This window comes from Microcoleus sp. S13C4, assembly GCF_036700865.1.
In the GTDB taxonomy this organism is placed as follows: Bacteria; Cyanobacteriota; Cyanobacteriia; order Cyanobacteriales; family Microcoleaceae; genus Microcoleus.
The window spans coordinates 1-24,744 of record NZ_JAUBPS010000084.1; the positions used below are offsets into that span (position 1 = coordinate 1).

Annotated in this window: 19 protein-coding genes and 3 pseudogenes; 8 read left to right on the forward strand and 14 right to left on the reverse strand. The window is 44.7% G+C overall.

Annotation, left to right across the window (positions count from 1 at the left end):
* Positions 1 to 73: 73 nt before the first annotated feature.
* The 5 genes and pseudogenes from QT996_RS28735 to QT996_RS24730 form a co-directional block, all read right to left on the reverse strand.
* Positions 74 to 472, reverse strand: a pseudogene (locus QT996_RS28735) (DUF6745 domain-containing protein); the annotation flags it as partial.
* 504 nt (positions 473 to 976) lie between these two features.
* Positions 977 to 1,555 (reverse strand): annotated as a pseudogene (locus QT996_RS28740) (leucine-rich repeat domain-containing protein); the annotation flags it as partial.
* On the reverse strand, positions 1,509 to 2,084 hold the full coding sequence (locus QT996_RS24720) for a hypothetical protein (RefSeq protein WP_333049790.1): 576 nt from the start codon (positions 2,082 to 2,084) through the stop codon (positions 1,509 to 1,511). The pseudogene QT996_RS28740 and the gene QT996_RS24720, both read right to left, overlap by 47 nt.
* Before the next feature lie 484 nt (positions 2,085 to 2,568).
* Entirely contained in the window at positions 2,569 to 3,609 is a 1,041-nt protein-coding gene (locus tag QT996_RS24725; RefSeq protein WP_333049792.1) for an ABC transporter permease, read from the reverse strand.
* A 211-nt stretch (positions 3,610 to 3,820) separates the two neighbouring features.
* Positions 3,821 to 4,333, reverse strand: a complete 513-nt coding sequence (locus QT996_RS24730; protein WP_333049793.1) for an adenine phosphoribosyltransferase — start codon at positions 4,331 to 4,333, stop codon at positions 3,821 to 3,823.
* 237 nt (positions 4,334 to 4,570) lie between these two features.
* Between QT996_RS24730 and QT996_RS24735 the strand changes: the two genes are divergently transcribed.
* A complete protein-coding gene (locus QT996_RS24735; protein ID WP_333049795.1) occupies positions 4,571 to 5,737 on the forward strand; it encodes a pyridoxal phosphate-dependent aminotransferase in 1,167 nt (388 codons plus the stop codon).
* Positions 5,738 to 5,801: 64 nt separating this feature from the next.
* Here the strand turns inward: QT996_RS24735 and QT996_RS24740 are convergent, their stop codons facing one another.
* Both QT996_RS24740 and QT996_RS24745 read right to left on the reverse strand, forming a co-directional pair.
* Entirely contained in the window at positions 5,802 to 6,575 is a 774-nt protein-coding gene (locus QT996_RS24740; protein WP_333049797.1) for an RNA polymerase sigma factor SigF, read from the reverse strand.
* A gap of 461 nt (positions 6,576 to 7,036) precedes the next feature.
* Positions 7,037 to 7,879 carry a photosystem II manganese-stabilizing polypeptide gene (locus QT996_RS24745; protein WP_333049798.1) on the reverse strand — a complete coding sequence of 281 codons (843 nt, stop codon included), beginning with the start codon at positions 7,877 to 7,879 and terminating at the stop codon, positions 7,037 to 7,039.
* Between the two features lie 401 nt (positions 7,880 to 8,280).
* Between QT996_RS24745 and QT996_RS24750 the strand changes: the two genes are divergently transcribed.
* Complete coding sequence (locus QT996_RS24750) at positions 8,281 to 8,643, forward strand: hypothetical protein (RefSeq protein ID WP_333049800.1); 363 nt, start codon at positions 8,281 to 8,283, stop codon at positions 8,641 to 8,643.
* A 59-nt stretch (positions 8,644 to 8,702) separates the two neighbouring features.
* Here QT996_RS24750 and QT996_RS24755 read toward each other — a convergent pair whose 3' ends face one another.
* Positions 8,703 to 10,400: a calcium-binding protein gene (locus QT996_RS24755; protein WP_333049801.1), complete on the reverse strand. Its 1,698-nt coding sequence runs from the start codon at positions 10,398 to 10,400 to the stop codon at positions 8,703 to 8,705.
* 508 nt (positions 10,401 to 10,908) lie between these two features.
* Between QT996_RS24755 and QT996_RS24760 the strand changes: the two genes are divergently transcribed.
* Positions 10,909 to 12,261, forward strand: a complete 1,353-nt coding sequence (locus QT996_RS24760; protein ID WP_333049802.1) for a cytochrome P450 — start codon at positions 10,909 to 10,911, stop codon at positions 12,259 to 12,261.
* Between the two features lie 32 nt (positions 12,262 to 12,293).
* Here the strand turns inward: QT996_RS24760 and QT996_RS24765 are convergent, their stop codons facing one another.
* Positions 12,294 to 12,617, reverse strand: coding sequence for a hypothetical protein (locus tag QT996_RS24765; RefSeq protein WP_333049804.1), 324 nt, complete (start codon positions 12,615 to 12,617; stop codon positions 12,294 to 12,296).
* Positions 12,618 to 12,935: 318 nt separating this feature from the next.
* Here QT996_RS24765 and QT996_RS24770 point away from each other — a divergent pair, with 318 nt between their 5' ends.
* Entirely contained in the window at positions 12,936 to 13,235 is a 300-nt protein-coding gene (locus QT996_RS24770) for a type II toxin-antitoxin system RelE/ParE family toxin (RefSeq protein WP_333049806.1), read from the forward strand.
* A gap of 49 nt (positions 13,236 to 13,284) precedes the next feature.
* On the forward strand, positions 13,285 to 13,596 hold the full coding sequence (locus QT996_RS24775) for a HigA family addiction module antitoxin (protein WP_333049809.1): 312 nt from the start codon (positions 13,285 to 13,287) through the stop codon (positions 13,594 to 13,596).
* A gap of 187 nt (positions 13,597 to 13,783) precedes the next feature.
* Here QT996_RS24775 and QT996_RS24780 read toward each other — a convergent pair whose 3' ends face one another.
* A complete protein-coding gene (locus tag QT996_RS24780; RefSeq protein WP_333049811.1) occupies positions 13,784 to 14,614 on the reverse strand; it encodes an abortive infection family protein in 831 nt (276 codons plus the stop codon).
* 215 nt (positions 14,615 to 14,829) lie between these two features.
* Positions 14,830 to 15,777 carry a class I SAM-dependent methyltransferase gene (locus QT996_RS24785; RefSeq protein WP_333049812.1) on the reverse strand — a complete coding sequence of 316 codons (948 nt, stop codon included), beginning with the start codon at positions 15,775 to 15,777 and terminating at the stop codon, positions 14,830 to 14,832.
* A 331-nt stretch (positions 15,778 to 16,108) separates the two neighbouring features.
* On the opposite strand from QT996_RS24785, the gene QT996_RS24790 reads away from it, so the two are divergent.
* Together QT996_RS24790 and QT996_RS24795 are read left to right on the forward strand one after the other, a co-directional pair.
* On the forward strand, positions 16,109 to 17,011 hold the full coding sequence (locus QT996_RS24790; protein WP_333049814.1) for a hypothetical protein: 903 nt from the start codon (positions 16,109 to 16,111) through the stop codon (positions 17,009 to 17,011).
* A gap of 208 nt (positions 17,012 to 17,219) precedes the next feature.
* Positions 17,220 to 18,161 carry a glutathione S-transferase C-terminal domain-containing protein gene (locus QT996_RS24795; RefSeq protein ID WP_333049821.1) on the forward strand — a complete coding sequence of 314 codons (942 nt, stop codon included), beginning with the start codon at positions 17,220 to 17,222 and terminating at the stop codon, positions 18,159 to 18,161.
* Positions 18,162 to 18,644: 483 nt separating this feature from the next.
* Here the strand turns inward: QT996_RS24795 and QT996_RS24800 are convergent, their stop codons facing one another.
* Positions 18,645 to 21,029, reverse strand: a complete 2,385-nt coding sequence (locus QT996_RS24800; protein WP_333049816.1) for a peptidoglycan DD-metalloendopeptidase family protein — start codon at positions 21,027 to 21,029, stop codon at positions 18,645 to 18,647.
* Between the two features lie 437 nt (positions 21,030 to 21,466).
* On the opposite strand from QT996_RS24800, the gene QT996_RS24805 reads away from it, so the two are divergent.
* Positions 21,467 to 24,085 carry a tetratricopeptide repeat protein gene (locus QT996_RS24805; protein WP_333049818.1) on the forward strand — a complete coding sequence of 873 codons (2,619 nt, stop codon included), beginning with the start codon at positions 21,467 to 21,469 and terminating at the stop codon, positions 24,083 to 24,085.
* 51 nt (positions 24,086 to 24,136) lie between these two features.
* Here QT996_RS24805 and QT996_RS24810 read toward each other — a convergent pair whose 3' ends face one another.
* Positions 24,137 to 24,508 carry a hypothetical protein gene (locus QT996_RS24810; RefSeq protein ID WP_333049820.1) on the reverse strand — a complete coding sequence of 124 codons (372 nt, stop codon included), beginning with the start codon at positions 24,506 to 24,508 and terminating at the stop codon, positions 24,137 to 24,139.
* A 2-nt stretch (positions 24,509 to 24,510) separates the two neighbouring features.
* Positions 24,511 to 24,666 (reverse strand): annotated as a pseudogene (locus tag QT996_RS24815) (IS630 family transposase); the annotation flags it as partial.
* Positions 24,667 to 24,744 lie beyond the last annotated feature (78 nt).

Sequence of the window (24,744 nt, forward strand, 5' to 3'; positions counted from 1 at the left end):
TTTTAGCTGGCATTTTTGTAGAGATTGACTAAACTCATTTTTTATTATACCCTATTTAAAGGCACAACAGCTTATCTATTTTTAAGAGTGCATATTCCTGCCAACTATCTATTTGTTCTGCTGACAACTCTTGACAAATGCGATCGTAACCAATTCCTTGAATTAACACTCGCCGAAGTTCGGCATTCTTTTCTGTTAAAATCCATTGGGATTGCCATTGATTTGGGTGGACGTGACCATATTTTTCCGGCAATCTGACACCGTGATAATAGTAAAAATTCCATCCATCCGCAAACTCGATCGCAGGTTCTCCTTCGGCGTGCAGGCGGTTTTGACTGTCAAAGCGCAGGTGGCGGGGGCGATCGCACACCGCGCAAAACTTTTCAAAGGGAAATATCCAACCGCAATGCTCGAAAAGCAGCTTTTGGGAACGAAGTATTTCTTGTGCCTTTTCCGAGAGATTGATGCCTGATGAAGAGATATAAAGTTCAGTTAAATAGATTTCTTTAAACAAAGTTGTGGGGGTTTTAGGGTATCCCAGGTAGGACAAAAAATCTTTCAAAACATTCCCTATCCTTGGTCTCGCCGATACCGTATATTCGCGAACCAATTCACCGATTAGCGAACGCAGTGTGCTATCTGCTTCGCACTCGATCGTCATGCGATGGAGATCGTAGTACCACACCGTCGGACTGGTAAATTCTCCCATAATCGATGGGGAAATCCATTTCCAGTCTAGTCTTTCCCCCAATCTATTCCTGCTCCATTCGTTTGAGCAGTTTTGTGAATGGTCGTGTTTAGGCAAGTTGAAGATTTGGAGAAAAGCGTCGCGGAGACTGCTCCAAACAATAACTTCGGGTTCTTGTAAGCCAATAGCGGCATAAGCAACTTTGACTGATTCTGTGGCTTTTTCAGCATCAATTGGCTTAGTCGAAAGAGTGCGCCGTTTCTGTGCGAGTTCGCCTAACACGGTGAGAGCGGCAATTGGATTTCTACTGCCGATCAGATCGAGTTCTGTCAGATTGGTGAGCGATCGCAACGCGCTGATGTCGGTAATTTGATTGTGGTAGAGAGACAGTTTTGTCAGATTGGTGAGCGAGCCGAGAGAGCTGATGTCGGTAATTCTATTGTGGCAGAGATTCAGTGTTGTCAGATTGGTGAGCGAGCCGAGGAAGCTGATGTCGGTAATTTGATTGTAGCTGAGATCCAGTGTTGTCAGATTGGTCAGCGAGCCGAGAGAGCTGATGTCGGTAATTCTATTGTAGCTGAGCTCCAGTTTTGTCATGCTTGAAAGTCTCCGCTCCGCTGCTTCAGCGTCATCAGTGCCAGCCTTGTTTAACAACCGTTCAACTGTGTACCTTGCCTCTTCTGAAAGACTGTCAATATGCCTGCACCAGTCCGCAAAGCAGCTAAAACTCATTGGCTCGTTTGGTTGTTGTTCTGACATAAAACACTCCGAGATGGGTAATGGGGCATGGGAATGGGGCATGGGAATATTTATCGCACTTTTAGGGTAGTTTATCGCGTAGTAAAAGCCAAGTGTTGAGTTTTTCATCTAAAACATATTTATCAGTATCAGAAAGTGCTGCAATAACTTTCAATCGATTTTTAAGTTTTCTTAACTCGCGAATTTCTGCAATAGGTAGCGTTTTCCAATTAGCTGCCTTTTTTTCGACATCTTCCTGCGACTCTTTGATGTGATCCCAAAACCATTCTAAAATTAAGTTAACATCGAGAACAGTACGATCGGAAATTACTTCCTGTTTTTCGATCGCCGCAGCCCGCAACATCATTGAGGAAATCGTAAAAGACTCGCCACTACCTGGTTTTTTGCGCTCGGCATCATCGGCCTTGCGAGCGTAAATTGCGATCGCGACTTCTGCCCATTTGCGATCGCACAAACCGGAACCATTTTCACCTTTTCGAGCCTTAGCCGAGGAAACATCGGCTAATAACAGCCAGTTAAAGTCTTGTGGTTGGGCGGTTTTACCTGAAAATATGTTGTTCGCCCAAATCAGTACAGATTCGGCATTTTGTTGGAGAATGCGAGCGAGGGATATTGTCGTAGGAGATTGAGTCATCATTTATCTACTCCACATATTCGATATCAGCATTATTTGTATCAACCCCTTGCTGCCTAAAGGCTGTAATTCCTAGTTCTAAGCTCTCTGAATTGGGTCTAAAATGCCCGCTGTGATTGCTGATTGTTAGCACAATATATGAACCGTTGCTGCCGACAATCTCGGCTTCTCCCGCAGCCAAAACAGGCTGACCGCGAGTTATAACCGTATGGTAAATTTCATTGTTAACATCTAAAAATTTCGGAATTATAAGGAGTTATAGGTTTGTTGTCACTGCCCATTTGACAGTACCTTCATTAATTATATTGTCAAATCCTGCTGCTCCCACTTTAATGGGTATGATACCTAACTCATCTGCCAATCGAATTTCATCATTTAGCGTCGCGGGGGACTGATTGGAAAAGCGAGGGCTAGGAACATTCTTTGAAAATGATTGTGTCACAACAGAATTTAACGAGAATCAAATTTATAGTCAAATATGATTCTATCACTTCAAATCTTCCAGCTTGATCCGAGGATCGACAGCTTTCAGCAGCAAATCCGCCAACAAATTCCCCACAATCAACATCGTCGCACCCATCATCAAACTTGCCATTACTAAATACAAATCTTGATTGTTCACCGCCTCCAAAGTCAGCTTTCCCAAACCCGGCCAATTAAAGAAAAATTCCGCAATAAACGCACCGCTCAACAAACTCGCAAACTCAAAACCCAATAGCGTAATCAACGGATTAACAGCATTCCGCAAAGCATGAATGTAAATTACTCGATCGTCCGGCAAACCTTTCGCCCGTGCTGTTCGGATGTAATCTTGACGCAGCACGTCCAACAATTGTCCGCGCATCAATCTTTGCAAACCAGCAAAACCAGTAAGGCTGAGGGCGACAGTTGGCAAAATTAAGTGCCAGCCGTAATCGAGGATTTGACCCCACCAAGGTAAGTCTGCGTGGTCGATACTTGTCATTCCTCCGACGGGGAAAAGAGGCGAAGTATTCTGAGCAAAAAATAGCAGCAGCAACGCTGTGATAAAGCTGGGAAATCCTTGTCCCGTGTAGCTGACTACTTGCAGAACTCGATCGACTGTGCGGTTTTGATTGACGGCGGCGACAATTCCCAAGGGAAGCGCGATCGCCCAAGTTACAATCAAAGATGCGATCGCCATTAATAACGTCGCCGGTACCCGTTCCCACAGCAGAGAAGCTACCGATCGCTGATACACAAAACTCGTGCCAAAATTCCCCCGCGTCACAATTTGTTGCAGCCACAACCAATACTGCACAATAGCTGGTTTATCTAAGCCGAACTGCTGTTCGAGTTGCTTGAGAGTCTCCGGCGAAATCTTGGGATTTTGGCTCAAAGTATCCAAGTAATTTCCAGGTGCTAGCTCAATAATTGCAAAACAAAGAGCCGATGCCAAAAATAGCGTTAAAAGTGCCTGCAACAGTCGCTTGAAAACATAAGTAAATGTCTCGCCACCAAACAGAGAATTCAACATCCGCCCATTTCGATTTAACTTAAGAGAAGTCATAGGATTTTAGATTTTAGATTTTAGATTTTAGATTGGTGAATGATATTAATTCCGGTTGCATCGGAATGATTTAACCGCTCTTGACGCAGAGATAGCAGAGTCTCCAGAAGAGAGAGATGAATAATTCCGATGCAAAGCTCAAGGGTCTTATTTGTCAGTAGTTTTTATTTAACAGTCAACTGTCAACTGTCAACTGTCAACTGTCAAGTGACTAATACTCCACTAGCGTGACGATCGGCACATCGGGCAATTTCTGCCTGCCGCCCAAAGCCTGTAATTCAATGATAAAAGCAAAACCGACAAGCTCGCAGCCAGCTTGATCCAACAATTTAGCCGTCGCCGCCGCTGTTCCGCCAGTGGCGATTAAATCGTCCACAATCAGCACCCGGCTGCCCGCTGTCATGGCATCTCGGTGCATCTCCAGCCGATCGACACCGTACTCCAACTCGTACTCAGCAAAATGAACCGCACCGGGCAGTTTCCCCGGCTTGCGGACAGGAATAAAGCCTATTCCCATTTTATAAGCCAAAGGCGCGCCAAAGATGAAGCCCCGCGATTCCATGCCCACCACATAGTCAACAGACATTGCAGAGCATTTTTCGGCTAAGCTGTCAATGGTGTAGCTGAGCCCTTGCGGGTCGCGCAGCAAAGTTGTAATGTCTCGAAACAGAATTCCCGGCTTTGGGAAATCAGGAATGTCGCGAATCAGAGATTTGAGATCCATAAGCTTGCAGGTCGGCGTTGAGGGTAACGAGGCATCAAAAATGCTACAATAATAACGTCAAAATTTAAAAATTAAAAAATAAAAATTAAAACTAAGAGCTTCTTTAATTTTTATTCTTTAATTGCTTAATCCTTTACGTACTATGTAAACAAATGTCATAATTCCCTAACAACAGGGTTGAATATCAAGATTTGTCACCCTATGATCTAAAGTCAAAAATCTAATATCTAAAATCCAATGATTAAATTGGCAGCACGAGTGGGTGAGGTTTCTCCTTCTATAACCTTGGCGATCGCAGCTAAGGCTAAAGCCATGAAGGCCGAAGGGATTGATGTCTGTAGTTTGAGTACGGGAGAACCCGACTTTGATACGCCCGAACACGTTAAAGCAGCGGCAAAACAAGCTTTAGACGAGGGGAAGACTAAGTACGGCCCTGTGGCTGGGGAACCGTTGTTAAAAGCTGCGATCGCCCGCAAACTCCGCGATGACAATAATCTCAACTATCAACCGGAAAATATCATTGTCACCAACGGCGGCAAGCATTCCCTCTACAATCTGATGATGGCTCTGATCGAGCCTGGAGAGGAAGTAATTATTCCGGCTCCCTACTGGCTAAGCTACCCAGAAATGGTGAAACTCGCCAGCGGCAAGCCAGTAATTGTACGGACTGATGCTTCTACAGGATATAAAATTACACCGGAACAACTCAGCCGAGCGATTACTCCCCAAACCAAGTTATTTGTACTGAATTCACCTTCTAACCCGACGGGAATGGTATATACTCGGGCGGAAATCAAAGCCTTGGCCGAGGTGATAGTCGATCGAGATATTTTAGTCGTTGCTGACGAGATTTACGAAAAAATTATATATGACGGCGCTCAACACGTCAGCATCGGTTCCCTAGGCAAAGAAATATTCGATCGCACCCTGATCAGCAGCGGTTTTGCTAAAGCTTACTCGATGACAGGCTGGCGAATCGGTTATTTGGCCGGGCCGATTGAATTAATTAAGGCCACCAGCACCATTCAAGGTCACAGTACCTCAAACGTGTGTACTTTTGCACAGTACGGCGCGATCGCAGCTTTGGAAAGCAGCCAAGAGTCTGTCGAAACAATGCGTCTAGCTTTTGCCGAAAGGCGCCAGGTAATATTTGAATTACTCGATGCTATCCCTGGAATTAGCTGTATTAAACCAGACGGTGCTTTCTATATGTTTGTCAACATCAGCAAGACTGGAATGAATTCTCTGGAATTTTGCGACGCTTTCTTAGAACAGCAGCAAGTAGCAGTTATTCCGGGAATTGCGTTTGGTGCAGACGACCACATCCGCTTGTCTTATGCTACCGATTTAGGCACAATTAAAAAAGCCGTAGAAAGGCTCGATAAATTTGTCCGCAGCATCTAAAAATTAGTTGGTAGTCAGTGGTTAGTTGACTGTTGACTACTGACTCATAACTACTGACTCATAACTAAAGCTGTTTAGTCATAATCTCTTTGAGCAAATCCAGCCCCTTCTTAACTCGCCGAGAAACAGTCACCGCACTGATACCCAAGCGTTCAGCCGTTTCCTTCTGCGTCAAATCGTAGAGAAAAACAAACTCCAATATCTCGCGAGTCCGTTGTTCCAACATAGCCAAAGCTTGCTGTACGCGAATTTGATCCTCTTGCGCCAACTGAAAACTCCGATACTTGCTATCGGGCACCAATTCTCCCAGACAAGTAGCCCCCTCATCTTCATCTTGCATCGGCGCGTCCAAACTCAGAGGCGATCGGTTGAGATGGGCCAACTTAATTTCTTGCCATTCTTGTACAGAAACCTCAAGGACTGCTGCTACTTCAGCATCCGTAGGTTTGCGGTTTAACTGCACCTGCAAATCCTTGATCGCTGCTACTGATTTGCGTTCCAGGGACTGCCAGTGGCGGGGAAATCGCACAGAAGGGCTTTTGTCCCGCAAGTAGTGTTGAATTTCGCCCCGTATGTAGGGAATTGCAAAGGAACTAAAAGCGTGTCCCTTGGCGATATCAAACCGCTCGATCGCCCTGATCAACCCAATACATCCGACTTGCAGCAAATCGTCATAGCTTTCACCGCACTGGTTGATCCAGTGGTAAACTTCTTTTCTGACCAGTCCAATATTCAGTTTAACTAACTGATTGCGGATTTCATTCGATCCAGAAAGTTGGTACTCGCGCAACAATTGGAAATTTTCGCTTTTTAGCTCGTTCGGTAGTGTGGTAGACATGGTGGCATAAGGGTTGGTAGGGCAGAGGACGGAGGTTGCTTTAGATCTAGTTTCCCATCTAGTCTAAAAAAATCACCTTGATTGTAGTGTAATCGTAGCACTTAATAGGTGTGATAGTGGACACACCCGTTGAACTTTGGGGAGGTTCGGCGAGCTAGGGGGATTATCCGAAGGTTGTCGGCAGAAGGCAGAACTTTAACAGTTAGAATGCCTGCGGCACAAGCCCCAATTTAACCGATTTTTTTAACGCTATATTATAATCTGAAAGCGGTTGGAATACAATACTTTAATTAATTAAAAATCCCAACTTAATAACTTGTTAATCATCACCATTATCTCATAAATTTAGTCATTAGTCAACAGTCCTAAGTTATGTTGCTCAAGACTGTTGGCTAATGAAGAGCGAGCAGTACCTTTAGGGCAAAAAACTGCTTAAGTTCGATCGATCCTGAAAGCCAATTTTACGACACAGAAGGCTCAATGCGAGCGTAAAACAAACCCCGAATTTTCACGTCCAGAGCCGGTCTAGCTCCCAAATCAGTATCAGAAGGCTGCGTGCTCTCAAAAATCCCGCCAACTTCGCCAGTGGCGCTGTTGACTTTAGCAACTTGGAGAGAAATTTTGCCCGCTTTAGTGCGGGTGTCAGCTACCTTAACATTAGCCCGCACACGTTTGGAATTGTCAGTAGCCGGAAGCGCTACAGCATTGTCATAGCCAGTCGATACGCCACGACCTTTAGGGTCTAAAAAGCCTGCGCTGCGGTAAGAAGGAACGTTAAACTCCCCTCTCAAATCGGTGGAAGTATTGATAGCAACCACTCCGGGATCGGAACTGGCAACTAATTCTTTAATGGTAAACAAGAAAGGTACTTGCTCTCCGCCCGGTAATTGAATCGTAATAGCTTGAAAATCCAAGCCGTCTTCTTCTGTGAAAGTCAGAGTTCCGTCAGTACCCACCTTGAGCGTACCTTGAACTTGGTCAATGCTCGACGTGAACCGGGTCAGCAATTTACCAGGCACAAATTCCGCCTCTTGGCGTTTGTTTGCTGGTTCTTCCTTCACAAAATAAGTTGTGGGCTGCAAACACAAACCAGTCAGTTTATAGGTGCCGCCCGCTTCGATGGGGATCGATCCCCGAGAAGTTTCTGCCAAGCTAGGGCAGTTATTAGCCAAGCCAGTACCTCTAATCTCGTCGTAGGTGAGCAACTCAGTAGTCGCCACCGTCGTGTCAGGAGCAGAAGAACAAGCAACCAGCGCACTCATGCAAAATGCTAAAAGTGCAACAATTAAAGCACGATATTTCATTGCCAACCTCAATATCCAACATCGGATTATATTAAGAAAAAGCCCTACTTCGAGCAAAATATAATTGCCCGCCGGCAGGCTAGGCCAGCGCTTAGGGCAGCATTTAGATCCAGAGCGCTCGCTTCACCGACACCGGCATTGACTCAAAAAATCAAGCTAGTGCGTCGTGAAAATAAGCATGAACTTATGATTTCTCAATCATGTTCGGATCGCAGCCCAATACACATGGTACGACGGGTGGTGCTCTTTTCCTGACTTGGATTGCAAATTAATATTGCTTAAGTCAACCTACTTAAGTTACTTTGCTTATGACCCCGAATGGCGATCGCGACTAGCTCGATTAGTCGGTTGACCAAAAGGCTGGGGACAAAGGCCTTGTAGATTTCAAAGGAAGCAGCGGTATGGACAACGGCAAAGATTTAGAGTCAGAAAAGTTGCAGTCTCAAATGCACTCGCTGACAGAGGCGATTCGGACTTTAGCCGAAAGTTGTCAGGGAGACAGTCTGCTGCTTTTGGCCCTGCTGCGGACGCTGGAAGCTTCGCACCGGGAAATTCGGGACGGTTTGTTTCAAGCGTCTTTTCCCGACAACCGCCAAGCACTTTACAAACTGCTCAGGAATATTGAAGCCAATGGCGGCTGGCCTTACATCCACCGCATGAAACTTCGATCGCTCTTGGGGTACACCCAACAATTATCTCCCCTAGAAGATTCTCCAGCCGAGTCGCCACAAGACTCGGCCGAAACTCCCCAAGACGTTAAATAGTTATGAGTGATGAGTTTAGTGAGTTTTACATCACTCATAACTGAGCTGCGCGATCGCGCCTAGAACCAAGGTTTAGGAGGTAAGGGTATCAGGTCCGGCACCGCCGTCTGGCTGGGCATTGACAATAGTCCGGGAGCCTGCGTGGGGGCGATCGACTTAATGCTCAGCAGAGGCGAATCGGGCACGCTAACTGTCGGCGGAGTCGGAATCCTCGAAGCAGTCGGCGTCGGAGTCGGTGCTGCTGTGGGAGTCGGAGTCGGCGTCGGCGTCGGCGTCGGAGTCGGTGCTGCTGTGGGAGTCGGAGTCGGCGTCGGCGTCGGTGCTGCTGTGGGAGTCGGAGTCGGAGTTGGAGTCGGAGTCGGTGCTGCTGTGGGAGTCGGTGCTGCTGTGGGAGTTGGAGTCGGAGTCGGCGTCGGAGTTGGAGTCGGCGTCGGAGTTGGAGTCGGCGTCGGAGTTGGAGTCGGCGTCGGAGTTGGAGTCGGAGTTGGAGTTGGAGTCGGCGTCGGAGTTGGAGTTGGAGTCGGCGTCGGAGTTGGAGTTGGAGTTGGAGTCGCAGCTAGATCTGTAGTTGTGGTTGTAACTGTAGTTGTAACTGTAGTTGTAGTTGGTCTGGGGGCCACAGTCCCAGTCACAGCGATAAAATCATTCGCCTCGATCAGCCCCGCCGGAGTGTCGGTCAAAATTGCCAAAAGCTTGCCGTCGAGCGTCGTAATTACTGTATCCCTGACATTTGCACCGTTACCTTGCCGAACTTGCAGTTGAGCGAAAGATAAATTGTTCGGCAGTCCAAAGAAATCCTCTGCGTCATTGTAATCATTAATTAAAACCAAACTGCCAGGCCCGGCTCCCAATCCAAAAACATCGCTGCCGCTGCCGCCAGTCAGAGTATCCGAACCCTCACCTCCGATCAGAGAATCATTACCCTCTGCCCCAAATAAATTGTCATTGCCGAAACCGCCCAAAATTGTATCGTCGCCGATACCTCCGGCCAAGGAGTCATCGCCAAAACCGCCGTCGATACCATCATTACCTTTGCCACCAAACAGAAAGTCATTACCTTCATCTCCCAGTACCGAGTCGTCGCCTTCATCGCCGCGAAGGGTATCGGAACCGCTGCCGCCAAAAACTGTATCGTCAGCCTTGCCGCCGAATATCTGGTCATTACCAGCATCTCCGAAGAGCGAATCGTTGTCGGCATTGCCGTACAAAGTGTCGTCGCCCTCGCCGGCAGCCAAATAATCGTTGCCGTCACTGCCCAACATTTGATCCCTGCCACTACCGCCGTTGAGAGAATCGTTCCCCGCATTCCCGTAGAGAAAGTCATCATCAGCATTCCCGAAAACGGAATCGTCGCCGTCATTGCCTGTGAGGGTGTCGTTGCCAGTACCGCCGGCAATGATATCATTGCCCGCGTTGCCACTAACTAAGTCGTCTCCGGCGTCTCCCACCACGCTGTCTATCCCGTCGTTGCCTTCGAGGATGTCGTTGCCCAAACCGCCACGAATCGAATCGTCCCCATTCCCGCCAGAAGCGAAATCGCGGCCTTGGTTGCCAATAAGTTCGTCATTTCCTTCACCGCCAATCAGCGAATCTGATCCGTCACCTCCAAGAAGCTGGTCGTTGCCGCCGTCGCCCTCTAGGGTGTCATCTCCTCCCGCACCCAGGGGCGTGTCATCGCCATCTAAGCCGCGAATTCGATCACCCAGCGGAGTTCCTAGAATAAAGTCGTTGCTGTCTGTGCCGATCAGGTTTGCCATACGGGATACACCGCTCCTCAATAAAATAAATTGTGTGAAATTATGCTAATCGCCTTCGTGACAAGGGATTGCTGCTTGCCTAGGTTAGCATAATTGAGATTTTGGCAATCTGGCGAAGGGGCGTTGCCACGATTTCAGCTTGTTTAAAAAAAGTAAAACTCCTGCATCATCTACTATAATTAAATTTAACTAGAGATTTATTACTACCAAATCCCTAAACATAGGGAAAAATCCCCCGGCTGTGACAAAGGAAAGGTACGTACTAAGGCACCCTGCTATCCCACTGTAAAAAAACGGGTTTCTCGATGCAAAAAGTCTTCAAGATTAGCTGTTTAATCTTCTACCTTTGGAATTTTTGAGTAACAGCTTGCCTCCTCTTCAAAGGCAGCTACTTTTAGCTGCGCTCATTTTTTAGTCTAAACTACAGTTCGCGATCGATCGCAGATAAATTTCCGGGTGCAAGGTCGATCGATATACACTAGAAAGATTGTGTATCGCCAGTTTTTCAATGACGCTGCCTACCGGATCTCGTTCTCCTGCTTTGTTCCAAACGCTTTCGCTGGTAGCTGACCCGATCGCATTTTTCGATCACTACTCTGCTAAATACGGCGATACATTTACCGCCCGCGTGTTGGGGCCTTCTTCGCCCCCCGTGGTGTTTCTGGGCAGTCCAGAAGCGATTCAGGCGGTGTTTACGACGTTAGCCGATGCCTTTGAGTTTGGCAAAGTGACCAACGTATTTCGCCCGCTGGTGGGAAATGAATCCCTAATTATGAATGAAGGGCCGCGACATCTGCGGCAGCGACAGCTATTAATGCCCGCGCTGCATCGGGAACAGTTGCACAGTCAAGGGCATTTGATTGTTGATTTGACGAAAAAGCAGACGATCGACTGGAAAGCCCCAGATGCGATCGCAGTCCGCGAAGAAATGTCAGAAATTTCGCTGCAAGTAATCTTGCAAGTCGTGTTTGGATTAGTGCCGGGAGAGCGCTACGAACGCCTGAAACAATTGCTCAGCAAGCTTTTAGAGGCGATTACCTCTGAGCTGTACTCGATACAATTTTTCTTTGAACCGTTGCAGCAAAATTTGGGATCTTGGAGTCCGTGGGGGCAGTTTTTGCAGCAGATGGCGCAGATTGACTCGCTGATTTATGCGGAAATTGCCGAGAGGCGATCGCATTCTCTCGATTCGTCTCGCACGGATATTCTGTCGGTGTTGATGATGGCCCGCGACGACAGCGGCGAATCCATCGGCGATCGAGAATTGCGCGATCAGTTGATGACGCTGTTGTTATTGGGACATGAAACGACTGGATCGGCGTTGACTTGGGCGTTTTACTGGCTGCATCAGTTTCCCGAATGCCTTGCTCGGTTGCGGAAGGAATTGGATGAATTGGGCGAGAATCCCGATCCGATCGCGCTTTCGCAGTCGCCCTACTTAACCGCAGTCTGCAAGGAAGCGCTGCGGGTTTATCCAATTGCCTTAATTTCGCAGCCGCGCAAGGTGAAACGGACGATCGAACTCGAAGGGTATACATATCAACCGGGAACGATTTTAATCCCCTGTGTCTATTTGGCGCACCGTCGGCCTGAAACCTACGAAAATCCGGCCGGGTTCAATCCCGATCGCTTTTTAGAACGCAAGTTTTCGGCCTCTGAATTTTTACCGTTTGGAGGCGGGAGTCGAAGCTGCATCGGGATGGCGTTATCGATGTTTGAAATGAAGCTGGTGTTAGCAACGGTGCTGTCTTCCCGCGAGTTTGTATCGAATCTCGATCGGCCAATTCGTCCGGCGCGCCGGGGAATCACGTTTGTTCCGCCCGATCGATTTCGATTAACGGTTGTGGGCGATCGGCGTTAGATTCAGTGAAACACCGTGTCAAGCAAGATATATTATTCGATGAAAATCCCAGCAACTTTGTCTTCATTCATAGTCATGTGTGCCACAAATTCATCTCCACCATCTTCAAAACTCAGCTTCCACAAATAAATCGGAAAATTACCTTGTTTTATCTCACCAAAATAATTAATTGAGTATCCCTTTTGCAGGCGGGAAGCAAGCTGCTCGCTAACATCGTCAAACATTTTTTGTGTAATGCTCGCTTTGTAGCCTGCATCACCGACTGTAGTAAAAAGCTCGTAATTCTTCGATGCAGTGGCATCCAAGATAACCTGCAAACAATCGATGATGTTTTGAGAGGGGGCTGTCGAGTTCATGAAGATGTCCTTCTTTTAGGGTTTTATTAAAATGTTCTAGCTCAGACTGCTGTCTAACGCTTAATTGTACCGCAGTTGCGATCGAATCCAGTTTTGGAGCGTCATTGACCGCCAACACCCTTTGCTTAGCTCAGCCGCTACGAGCACTTTTTAGTTCTCCCAGATCCAGCCCTGTTAGTAGATTGGAGCGATTTTTGCTTTGGCAATCATTTTAGGCTTGACATCTGTAACCTCATAGGTTACATTAGTAAAGTAATCTCCAAGGTTACAAAAACTTTTAATTAATATATATAAGTGCTATGAACTGGATATTCAGCCTTGATTGAAGAATTATTTCACATGATACAAACTTTTAAAAATAAAGCATTAGAAAGATTATTGACGGAAGGTAATGCAAAAGGAATTCCTAAAGAACTTGAAAGAAGGACAAGAGCAAGACTTGAAGTAATAGATACAGCAATAATTATAGATGATATTAGAATACCAGGCTATGATTTACACGAGCTTAAAGGTGATAGACAGGGAACTTGGTCAATAAAGGTATCAGGTAACTGGCGTATAACTTTTACATTTCAGGATAACAACGCATACGATATAGATCTCGAAGATTATCACTAGCCCATAAAACAAAATCTAAAAATTTAACTTAAACCGTAAGGAAAGTTGCATGAAAGACATACAAAACATTATTCAAGGGAGGAAAGTCAGACCAGTACATCCGGGCAAGGTCATTTCAGATGTGCTTGAAGATATTGAAATGACTCAAACCACGTTTGCTGAGATACTTGGTGTATCGCGCCGTAGTGTCAACGAAATTGTTTTAGGTCAAAGACCAATTACAGTAGACATGGCAATTCGGATTGGGAAAGCGTTAGGGAATGGCCCTCAACTGTGGCTTAATCTTCAGCAAAAAGTTGATATTTGGGATGCAGTGCAAAAACACAGTGAAGAGTACGAAAAAGTATCTACGGTAGCATAGTGCGAGATGTTAATCTCAGTAAAAAGAGCATCGGGCGGTTGAAACCGCAACTATACAAACGAAGTCAGCCTGCGCGGACTTAGAGATCGAGGAAGTATTTAAGCAGGATGGGGTATCCTGTAAACAGGAACGATAACTTTTGCAACACGATTGTTAGGGTGCGGATTGACAAAAACAGCAAACCTCTTCAGAAGGGAATCTCATCCCACTTTGCTTGAACTTCGTCTTGTTCGTCAACTTCTGATTGTTCTGCTTCAATGGCTTCTATAAACTTAATCGCGCTTGAAACATTGTTAAATATCAGAACACTCTCATGATAATTTAAAATAGGATTGTCATGAGCCAGACTTTGGTGGTTTCTAACATGATTAAAATCATCCAGAATTTTAGTCGAATGTTTTAGAATCTTTTCGGTCATTTGTGACTCAATAAAGCGGTTCTGTCTTAGATAGTTTACATATTCTCCAAAAAGGCTATGCAATGGTTTGTTTTTGTCATAACTGATCCCATGTTTATCGCATAGCTTCTTTGTATACTTCACCATATAAGTATGGAGTCTATCTAATGCTACTTCTGGCTCATTATTTTGAATACTTTCCCTTATTGATTTTGCTAATACCGAAAACTCTTTGTCATTAGAATATGGTTGAATTGCATCAATATTTTCAACAATGCTATCTTGCTTAAGTCGTGTTGCTATTGTATAGCAAGCATCAAACAAGGCTTGCTCGGCTTGGCTTATTTCTATGTGATTTATCTGTTTTTTTGTTGTCCAATATTCCAACAAATCTGCAATTAATTTTCCAACAGTATAGTTAGATTCTTGAGTCCAAAAGGCTCTTAATCGATTAGCTTTAGATCCGCTAGCGTAATCGTACTTGCCGTCATATATGTTAATATTTGTATTTTCAATTATGAATTCCAGGAAAGTTCTGTCTGTAAAATCAAGAACATAACCACCTTCCATCTCAAACATTTTTTCAAGTTTTAGTTTTTCAATGCTCGACAAGTCAGACATTTGCAGTAACCTGTTAATTTATAATTGATTGTAACTACTCAAGACCAATTAGATATGCGATCCCTTTACTGCTTCTTGATTACCGTCGGAGACTGATAAATAGCTTTACTGGAAGTTCCTCGCCGATAGGATGAAGCAGGCTAACTATTAATTGTACCGCAGTTGCGGTATAATAGACTTAAAAAATTTATTATACCGCCAACATATTTCAAATATCAAACCGCACTATTTATTGCCTTAGCAACAATAGTGCGGTGTCGGATTGTATTGCAAGTGATTGTCGGCTGTGCAAAACCGGAATCTACCAAAGCTTGCTCGATATCCAACCCAAAATACTGATCCAAATAAGGCTCCGTACTCTTGAGCAAAGTCAAAATATAAGGAGGCATTTTGGCATAAACTTCCGACTGAGGATTCATATCCATAATTGTCAAATGTCCACCAACACGTAGCAAACGCCTAGCTTCCCGGAACACTTCTCTAGTAGCTTTCTGCGGCAATTCGTGACAAACTAAACAAATAGAAACTAAATCAAAAGCAGCCGCAGGCAAACCAGTAGATTCAGCAGCAGCGTGAACCCAAGTCGGAGATTTTTGATTGATAAATTCAGATTCTCGCTGTTGGGAACGGTATTTAGCAACTGCTAAAAAATAAGGCGACAACTCCACCCCAGTCATCTTCGCTTCCGGGTAAACCTCCCCAAGAGCAAAGGTACTCATTCCCACACTGCATCCCAAATCAACAATATCTCGCGGCGAAGAAGCAATTTGAGATTTGATGACTTCGTGATAGCTGGCGCGGAGTTTTGCATCGCCTTCTGCACCCGCTTCCGGCCAAATTCCCGCGTGAACTGTACGGGCGGCAACTTCAACTTCTGTAGCAGATTCCCAACTCATATTACCTTTTTCATAAGCGTGAAATGAAGTTAGATAATATTTCGGGTAAACAATATCGGGATTTTGGACGCTGAGCAATTCTGCATCCCAATTTCGAGCTAAAAGTGCTTGGGCTTCTTGTCGCCAATGCACTCCGATTTTTTCTGCTCTTGTTATCATCATTTCCCGCGCTTGGTGCTTGGCTAGATTAGCCAAAGGTTTGATGGAAAGGACGCTATTTACTAAACGCGAAGCTAATCCGGGAGTTTTGTTAACTGCAACCGTCATATTTTATGTTTTTCTATTTTGCGCCCTCTATTTTAACACAGTGCGAGGATTTTGAGTCAATCGATATAATGAAACTTAACTTGGTGCTGGCGAGTGAAATGCAAATGTTTTGGGAAAAAGACTTTTTTTAATGAACCGCAGAGGGCGCAGAGAACGCAGAGTTAGAGAAGAGAGAAAAGCTCAGAGGATTGCACAACAGGATCTGGTCGTGTAATATTTATTTGCGCTTACCTACTTAGTGCTGGGGAATTAACCGGGAATCTGGAATCGGATTTTCCGAACCTGGAGTATTTGGAAGAACACTTTAAATCTGGCTATTCAGGAGTTTGTGATGAGCAAATCTATTGTGGAATTGGTTGACAATTTGCCGTCTGGTGGCGTCACTGTGATGATGCTCAAATCTCTCGATTTTGTGGTTCCGGGGGAGTGGAATAATCTAAGTGGTTTTGATAATACTATTCAAGCGGTGACAGGGGAAACAAAGCGCAAAGTAGTTGAGAAAATTCGCGATCGCGCGATCGAGCTTTACGCCAACCCCAACGAGCCATATCAAGGCGTAGTCAGGCTTTACCAGTTAGCAGACAGCGCCGACAGTGCGTTAGGTGCAACGGCTATGGCCAGTAAAATCGGCGAAAACATCGGCTTTCTTTCCTTTCTCAACCGCCTCACTCCCAAAGCTGACACAACTCAAACGATCGACTTGTGCGTCAAAGTGGCGATCGAGCTAATAGCCTACTGCAAACTTAACAATATTTCCGTTAACAATGTGGGAAGCTTTGGTAATTATTTATCTCATTACAAAGGCGAATCTCTGATGCGGATGGCTGCTTTAGTGTGTGCTGACGGTTTAATTCCCCTTGGCCCGGACTTCATTAGAGTAGCACAAAATACCATAGGCGGATTGAATCCTTCAACCTTGCAGCAAAACTCAACATTCCAAAATATCAGCAATCTAATTCCCGGCGCAAATAATGCAGCAAAATTTGGATTCGTGACAACAACTTTCGCCTCAGCCCAAGGTTGGATGAACAATTTAGTACAGTCTCGCGGCTTAACTCCCGCCATAGTTTTAGGCCATCTCAAGCAATACATTGATGTTACTGATGACAAATTGGATTATGTGGCGGCGTTTTTAGACATGACTACCAATTATTACGAACATACGGGAATTCAAACAGTTGCTCGCCGATTGATCGATCGAGCTTATGCTGAAATAGCCTCTGGCAGATCCTAGAAAACTCGTTCTCACGTGAGGGAACAGAGCGAGGCCGAGCCTCTGGATGTGCGTTTCCAGGCTCTTCCTGGGAACGAGGGAATAAACCTCGCAATGTGAGTTAAAATAAGCTGATTATGTTTAGCAAACCTCTTTTAATCGCATTGTGAAAAACAAATCGCTTCCTTCATCCGTAACAGTCAAGCTAGGCAAATTTGTCTGGACATCAATGTGGCAATTAATGATGTCAAAACTAGCGCCGCCCGATCGCACGGGAGCATACATTCGCCCCAGCAGCAGTTTCCGCAACTTTGTCAGCACTGCACCAGACAACCCTCACGGGCCCGCTGCGGGACGGTATCGCCTCTTCGTGGGTACGGGATGCCCTTGGGCGCACCGCACTCTGGTGACGAGGGCGCTCAAAGGGCTTGAAGATGCCATATCCGTGTCTATTGTCTATCCCTCGGAAGGGGGAATGTGGGTGATGGAGTCGGAGACTTTTGGCTGCAACACGATGCCGGAACTTTACCAGTTGGCTTTACCCGGCTATCAGGGGCGGTGTACGGTGCCGGTGCTGTGGGATGACTCGAAAAAGGCGATCGTCAATAACGAGAGTTCGGAAATTATTGTGATGCTAAACTCGGAGTTTAACGAGTTTGCTAGCAATCCTCAAATGGATCTTTATCCTCGGGATTTGCGATCGCAAATTGACGAGTGGAATGAGAAGATTTACCAATCGGTGAATAACGGCGTTTATCGCTGCGGTTTCGCGCAATCTCAAGCTGCTTATGACTCGGCTTGCAGTGAATTGTTTGCTGTTTTAGACGAGATCGATCGATGGCTCTTGAGGAGTCGTTACCTGTGTGGCGATCGGGTGACTTTAGCAGACGTGCGGCTTTTTACTACTCTATTCCGTTTTGATGCAGTTTACTACAGCTTGTTCAAATGCAATGTGCGCCGCATTCAAGATTACGAGCATTTGGGAGCTTATCTGCGCGATTTGTACCAGTTACCGGGAGTTGCGGGCACTTGCGATTTGGAGGCTGTGAAGCGCGATTATTACGGCAATTTGTTCCCGCTGAATCCCGGCTGCATTATCCCCGCTGGGCCCGATCCGGCGAGTTTGCTCAAAGCTCACGATCGCGCAGGGCTCAGAAACCGGGTTTCTTAACAAAATCGGGCGTGAAGATGCCAGAATTATCGCAGAAACCCGGTTTCGAGGATGCTTGGGCGGACTCGATCTTATTCTTGAATTTCACTGGTTGGCTGGCTTACTTCTTCCTCTTTGACATCAAAAATAATTCGTTCGTAAATCTCTCTCAGTGGCATCTGAAAGTCTACGGATTCTAGGGTTAATACAGATTCGTCTGAATTATGTTCTGTTAATACCCATTTGCCCTTAGAATTTTTAGCAAATTGTTCAATGTGATAGCTGTATTGGTCAATTAAAATGTATTCTCGAAATTCCGGGTGGGAGGAACTGGTTAATTCGCTAGCTGGAACCTGGACACAAGACTTTCCTACTCAGGAAGACATTCGTGCCGAGTTGAGGGAAGACATTATGCAGGAGAGCTTCTAACAGAGCGATCGCCTTTCTGAATTATCCTGAGAAAAAGCGATCGCGCTTCTTTGGGGAAGGGCGATCGCTCAGATTTCATCGACTATTAACAGTTGCTTTTTGCTTCTGGCGGGAACGAATACCCAGGAAACCTAATCCTAAAAGAGTACCTAAGATAGAAGAAGGTTCGGGAACTTGCTCTGAATCTTTTTGCTCAATTTCCTGCATTCTGAAACTACCATTATCCTTATCAAAGGCAAGCTGAAAAGGAACATCAGTTGTAGTATTTGTATTGTCCAGTAATGAAGCAATAGTGACAGTAAACTCTGAAACTCCACTGCCGAGTAGGGACACAAAATCAACGCTTTGCCCAGGGGTAAAGTTGCCCAAAATTTGGTTGGCAACTGATACTGTAAATAGGTTATCAGCAGCAACACCTGTGGGAAAATCAAGGAGGCTAGTAAATAAGGAATTCTCAAGAGCCTCAAATTTAAAACCGTAGGTAGTTGGCGGATCAAACCATAAATCCGTGGGAACATCAAAGAAATATTTCCACCCGTTCTTAGTAACCGAAGGCGTTAAAGATTTTTTCTGGTTTAACCCTGCATTGGTCATATTATATGTAGGAGAGGTGAGCAAACTTCTACCTCGGTTGACCAGTTTACTTGCCGCTCCTCTTGTCAGGGAAGAATCTGGCATAAAAGTATTTTGACCGTAAGGAGCACTGGGATCGAAACCATCGACGATGTGAGCCTTGTAAGCACCCATAATTTCTTTATAAAAAGTATAGGTTTCGGGGACATCTTTAAAAGCAGAGTTTGATGAGAGGTTGGATGTCCAACTGTAGTCATTGTTCTGTTTCTGTAAGGCATTTATAATGAATTTAGCTGCCTCTCCTCTCGTCACATTTAGGTCAGATAAAAAGTAGCCGTTATTGCCGTTAATGATGCCTTCACATTTAAGAGTAGTGATGTAGCTGTAAAAGGTGTTGCTGTTATCTATGTCCAAGAAGTTGCCGCAGGAAGTATTGGGAGTAAATCCGAAACCATTGCTAACAAATTTAGCAAACTGTCCTCTGGTTACATTCCAATCCGGTCGGAAGTATCCATCCCCGAAACCTGAAATCACCCCATCTTTTGCTAGATCATAAATATCTTTAGCAAAAGTCTGGTTTAAAGGCACGTCAATGAATGCCTTTTGAGGGGAAAGATTGTATACTTTAGCTGTTTCAACACTCTTGCGAACATCGTTGAGGGTAAAGGTTTCCGGCTGAGATTGAGAAAGCCTTTTTGTCCATTGACTTAACTCGTTATCGTCAGGATCTCGGTTGCAAATCTCTTGAAAGATATTTTTGATTTGGTTCGCGGCTTCATTACTATTAGCGATTGCATAACGAACATCGCTCAATTTAGAATCCTTTCCTAAAGCATTAACGAAACCTTGAACACCATTTGCATCTCCTTCTCGACCAAGGATATCTTGATAAATCTTGTTAATATTGTTTCTAGCTTCAAGACTGGTAGCAAGATTAGAACGAACGTCAGTCAATTTCCCACCATTTGCTAATAAGTTAACATTCCCTTCGACTCCCCCTGAATCCCCTTCTCGACCAAGAACATCTTGATAAAGCTTGTTAATATTGCTCTTAGATTCGGGACTGGTAGCAAGATTAGAACGAACTTGAGTCAAATTCCCACCATTTGCCCACAAATTAACATTGCCTTCGACTCCTCCTGGGTCTCCCTCGCGATTGAGAACATCTCGATATAATTGTTTAACCTGATTCTCAGCTTGTTGACGGTCAAATTGAACGAATAAATTACTAGAGATATAAGTTTGACCTTTTTTTGGAATTCCATCAGGACTTTTTTCTAAAACATCAGGATCGGAAAATCCTTTGTTTAGACCATTGGCATAGTGTTTCCCCGCTGCCGGAACTCCTTGAACACTAAAATGCAAATGTTCTCCAAATGAATATCCAGTGTTACCAGCTTTAGCTATTTCTTGTCCTTGCTTGACCGATTGACCTACTTGGACAGAAACACTATCATAATCTAAATGTAGATAAAGAGTGGATTCTCCATCTCCATGATCGATTACTACATAGTTTGCCAACGAATCACAATAAGAAACATCGTTAGTACAGCGAGAATTAGAATTTTCTTTAAGTCTAATAACGACTCCATCCCTAGCAGCTACTACTGGGTGACCTTTCTTTAAAGAAAAGTCAAAAGCGTATTGACTGACTTGGGGGTACGATGATTCTTCAGCGTGTTCAAAATTTCCTTTGGTAACTTCATATGGTTTCCCCGTAGGGAAAGGAAGTTTATACAGTGATGCTGCTAAAGCCCGATCATTCTCCTTGCATAAAAGAAGCAATAAAAAGGTAAAACTTAATCCACCAATCATACTTGCGCGAGATACACTCCTAAAAAAGCTTTGAATTGGACATGATTTGTCAAAAGACTTGCTAGATACCATAATGCACCGCCTATTTTTTTACAACTGAACACATCACAAATCATCAAAGCGCACCAACAAAAATGTGCGTTCTGGGAACTAGAAGAAGCTAACATCTAGAGCGCTCCTTTCCGACCAACTCAGCTACTCGCCATCTCGAAAATTTTCGATTCTGACTTACTACCTATCTGTTGGAGTGCAGTCTGACTTTTTATGCGTAGTTCCCGTTTATGTAACAAAACCTTACAGACGGACTCCACAGGCAAACTCCAGCAGGTCTATTGGTTACAAAGGAACTCTTCAGTACCGCGCATATAGTTGAGAATACCTGATACCTACAGAGATGACGGCTCACTTTGACTCATTTTTGGCTGCTCAGTTTTGCTCACTTTTCCTGTCGCTGTGAGCAAAACTGAGCCATAATCTTAGAAACCATCTGCGACACGCACAGGATCGACATGGCAGATTCTCTCAGGGCATCTGGAAAGGGGCTAGAAATCGTTAACGAAGCCAGACGCAAGCGGGGCTGGACGAAAACTGTAACTCAAATTTGGTGGGAGACTGCCCACACTAGACAACCAACTTTGAAGCGGTTTTGGCAGAAAAAGTCAATTGACCGAGGTGCTTTCATCGGAATTTGTCAGGCAGTTGCTGTTAACTGGCAAGAAGTTGCTGAACCGAAAGAAACTCACTCTCCCAAACCACAAAAACCAGCCGAGTCTGCAAGCTTTGCACTTCCAGAAAAAATCGCCCCTGTCAAGAATTGGGTCGGCCGCTCAAAAGAACTCGCTATTTTAAAATCTCACCTCCTCGATCCCGTTACCAGGACGCTCGTAATTACTGCTGTCTGCGTTGTTGGTTTAGCCGGCATTGGCAAAACAACTTTAGTCGCTCACCTACTCCGCCAACTTCACAGCGAAAACGCTCCTTTTTCACGCGCCGCCTGGGAATCATTGCGCTCTGCTACCGGCGCGCCGCGCCAATTTAATAAAATAGTAAATTCCTTGTTATTTGCGCTTTCCAATGGCGAAATTACGCCAGCTATTACCATCCTGGATGACGATCGTCAAAAAACTGAACGCTTAGTGCAATTACTGAAAGAGCAGCCTTGCCTTTTAGTCCTAGATGACGTTGAAACAGTGCTAACAATTAAACAAGCTAAGCGAGCCGGGTATGTTGACGATCTCTGTGCTGAATATGGTTGGTTATTTAAACAGTTAGCCGCAGCAGAACATCAAAGCAAAGTGATTTTTGCTAGTCGCGAAACCATCGCAGACTTGCAGCGACCAGAAACCCGCACTCTCCCTCTAGGCGGACTGGATTTAGAAGCTGCTGTCACTCTTTTGCAAGCTTTCGAGCTAACAGCTACCCCCGAAGAATTAGCAGCACTGGCAACACGCTATGAGCGACATCCAAAAGCCTTAGAAGTGGTTGCAGCTTTAATTCTGGATGATGCCGAGTTTCAGGGAAGTGTCTGCAAATTTTTATCAGATCGAAATTGGTTGCTAGTCAATACTCTCAATGCTCTGATTGAGGAAGTTACCAATCGCCTTAGTCTTGAAGAATTAGCTTGTTTAAGTCAAATATCAGTTTATGAAACACAAATCTACCCGCTATCCTTTACAGGGATTGCTGCTCAACTTCCCCAGACAAATAAGCGCGATGTTCGAGAAAATATTATTGAAGCACTTAAACGTCGGCAATTACTCGACTATAACCCCGATAAACAATCGTACGAAATGCACCCATTGGTGCAAGAAAAAGCATCGGAACTCCTCAATCCCGAATTGTACCGCATGGCTCACCGCCTAGCTTCCAGCTACTTTTTGATGAATACTAAGCCTGAATCAGAATGGAAAACGACTCAAGACATCCAACCTTTTCTAAGAGCACATCACCATACTGTTCAAGCACAAGATTGGGATGAAGCTGCCGATATTAATTCAAGACTTTACGAACATCTCCAGCGGTGGGGCGATTTCGATATGATTCTAGATTTGGACAGCAAATTAATACCTGAAAACTGGCAAGAAGGAGGGCAACTTGTCACCTCATCCCACGTACATAGCGATATTTTGCTACGCTTGGGCATAGCTAACAATTATAAAGGTCAACCAAAAGTTGCTCAGGGCTATCTAGAAAAAAGCTTATCGGTGTCGCGCCAAGTGAGTGATCTGAGCCGAGAAGCAAATGCACTGTGTTACTTAGGGCAAAATTATGAGGCATTGGGTGATTATGACACGGCTCTCCAACAGTTAGATAGTTGCTTGGACATTGCCAATGCCCTAAAAGATGATAAGATTAAATATAAAGCTTTGGATTATATGGGAACGACTTATCTTAGTCAGGGGGAATATGATTTAGCTCTAAATGCTTTTAATGAATCTTTACAAGTTGCCCAATCAAATAACTCTCTAGAGGAAGAAGCGAAGGCTCGTGGCAATCTGGGCAGTACCTATAATATGATGGGAAAAACAGAAGATGCGCTCGACTTGGTTCAGCAGCAGTTAGAAATTGGTTCTAGAATTGGCAGCCAACCCATTAAGAGTTATGCGCTCGTTAGTTTGGCGACTATTTATAGCAGTATCCAAGAGTACGAGCGGGCGATATGGGCAGCAAATGAGTTACTTAAAATTACTGAACAAACTGGAGATAAAATTCGCGAAAACCATGCTAGGTTTATCTTAGGGCGAGTTCATAGATTATTAGGAAATTATCAAGAGTCCATTCCGTTTTTTGAGCAAAGCTTAAAAATATCTCGTGAGATTGGCTATCAGCTTGGTGAAGCAAATATTTTATTGAACTTAGCCCTAAGTTATCGGGAATTGGGAGATTTTAAAAATTCAGTTGAAAACATTCAAAAAAGTTTAATAATTTATCATGAACTAGGTGCTGCTTCTCAGGAGGCTAGAGGATTGTTCGAGCTAGCCAAAACAAGCTTCAAAATCAAGACACTACCTCAAGCAACAATACAAGAATATCTCGAACGCGCTGAAACGATTTGTCTCGATCTCAATCTCCCACTATTAACAGAAATACAAAAATTTAAAGTAAATTTACAGGAAAATCGCGAGTAAATATATCATAAATTACGCATAAATTACCCCAAAAATAGGTTGGATATTGCTTCACTTCGTTGCTCGGTCTGGAAACGAGGAATTGTCAACATCATGTATAGTCTCGCTAAATGTCCTGACTGTTATTTCCCGGCCTAAATCCTGAGCTAGTAAATCGATACCGTCAATAACTTTATTTGGCTCTGCGATACTCAAAACCTCATAGCATTTTTCCCGATAATCGGGACGATCTTGGAAATACTGAATCGCTCGATCGAGTGGTTCCATAACTTGATAAGCTGCTTCCGCTTTGTCGATCGCCTCTTGGGGAATTGGAGTCGCTAACCTTTGAATAGCCAAGTCGATTAAATCTCTAGAATTTACCCGATCGCCCGGCTGTCGATCGGCATTTGCCAACAACTTTTCTGCTATAAGCTGTTGCACATTTAAACTGTGATACACGCATTGCCCTTATTTTTGATTTTACGACCCCACTTAATTATTAATTGCCCTTCATTTAAGAGGCGGTGCAATAAATACTCTAGCTCTTCAATTGATGTAAAAAGTCGATTGGCAATATATTCTTTTGCCGAATGCCATACTCTGACGGGGTGACAACAGAGTCAAAATCCTGATAAAATCAAGGACATAGCTCTCAAACCACTCTGAAAAAATGGCAG

Bases quoted from the DNA above. Each gene is read 5' to 3' on its own strand.
- QT996_RS24720 (WP_333049790.1), bottom strand. From the start codon at position 2,084: ATGATGACTCAATCTCCTACGACAATATCCCTCGCTCGCATTCTCCAA.
- QT996_RS24725 (WP_333049792.1), bottom strand. From the start codon at position 3,609: ATGACTTCTCTTAAGTTAAATCGAAATGGGCGGATGTTGAATTCTCTG.
- QT996_RS24730 (WP_333049793.1), bottom strand. From the start codon at position 4,333: ATGGATCTCAAATCTCTGATTCGCGACATTCCTGATTTCCCAAAGCCG.
- QT996_RS24735 (WP_333049795.1), top strand. From the start codon at position 4,571: ATGATTAAATTGGCAGCACGAGTGGGTGAGGTTTCTCCTTCTATAACC.
- QT996_RS24740 (WP_333049797.1), bottom strand. From the start codon at position 6,575: ATGTCTACCACACTACCGAACGAGCTAAAAAGCGAAAATTTCCAATTG.
- QT996_RS24745 (WP_333049798.1), bottom strand. From the start codon at position 7,879: ATGAAATATCGTGCTTTAATTGTTGCACTTTTAGCATTTTGCATGAGT.
- QT996_RS24750 (WP_333049800.1), top strand. From the start codon at position 8,281: ATGGACAACGGCAAAGATTTAGAGTCAGAAAAGTTGCAGTCTCAAATG.
- QT996_RS24755 (WP_333049801.1), bottom strand. From the start codon at position 10,400: ATGGCAAACCTGATCGGCACAGACAGCAACGACTTTATTCTAGGAACT.
- QT996_RS24760 (WP_333049802.1), top strand. From the start codon at position 10,909: ATGACGCTGCCTACCGGATCTCGTTCTCCTGCTTTGTTCCAAACGCTT.
- QT996_RS24765 (WP_333049804.1), bottom strand. From the start codon at position 12,617: ATGAACTCGACAGCCCCCTCTCAAAACATCATCGATTGTTTGCAGGTT.
- QT996_RS24775 (WP_333049809.1), top strand. From the start codon at position 13,285: ATGAAAGACATACAAAACATTATTCAAGGGAGGAAAGTCAGACCAGTA.
- QT996_RS24780 (WP_333049811.1), bottom strand. From the start codon at position 14,614: ATGTCTGACTTGTCGAGCATTGAAAAACTAAAACTTGAAAAAATGTTT.
- QT996_RS24785 (WP_333049812.1), bottom strand. From the start codon at position 15,777: ATGACGGTTGCAGTTAACAAAACTCCCGGATTAGCTTCGCGTTTAGTA.
- QT996_RS24790 (WP_333049814.1), top strand. From the start codon at position 16,109: ATGAGCAAATCTATTGTGGAATTGGTTGACAATTTGCCGTCTGGTGGC.
- QT996_RS24795 (WP_333049821.1), top strand. From the start codon at position 17,220: ATGTGGCAATTAATGATGTCAAAACTAGCGCCGCCCGATCGCACGGGA.
- QT996_RS24800 (WP_333049816.1), bottom strand. From the start codon at position 21,029: ATGGTATCTAGCAAGTCTTTTGACAAATCATGTCCAATTCAAAGCTTT.
- QT996_RS24805 (WP_333049818.1), top strand. From the start codon at position 21,467: ATGGCAGATTCTCTCAGGGCATCTGGAAAGGGGCTAGAAATCGTTAAC.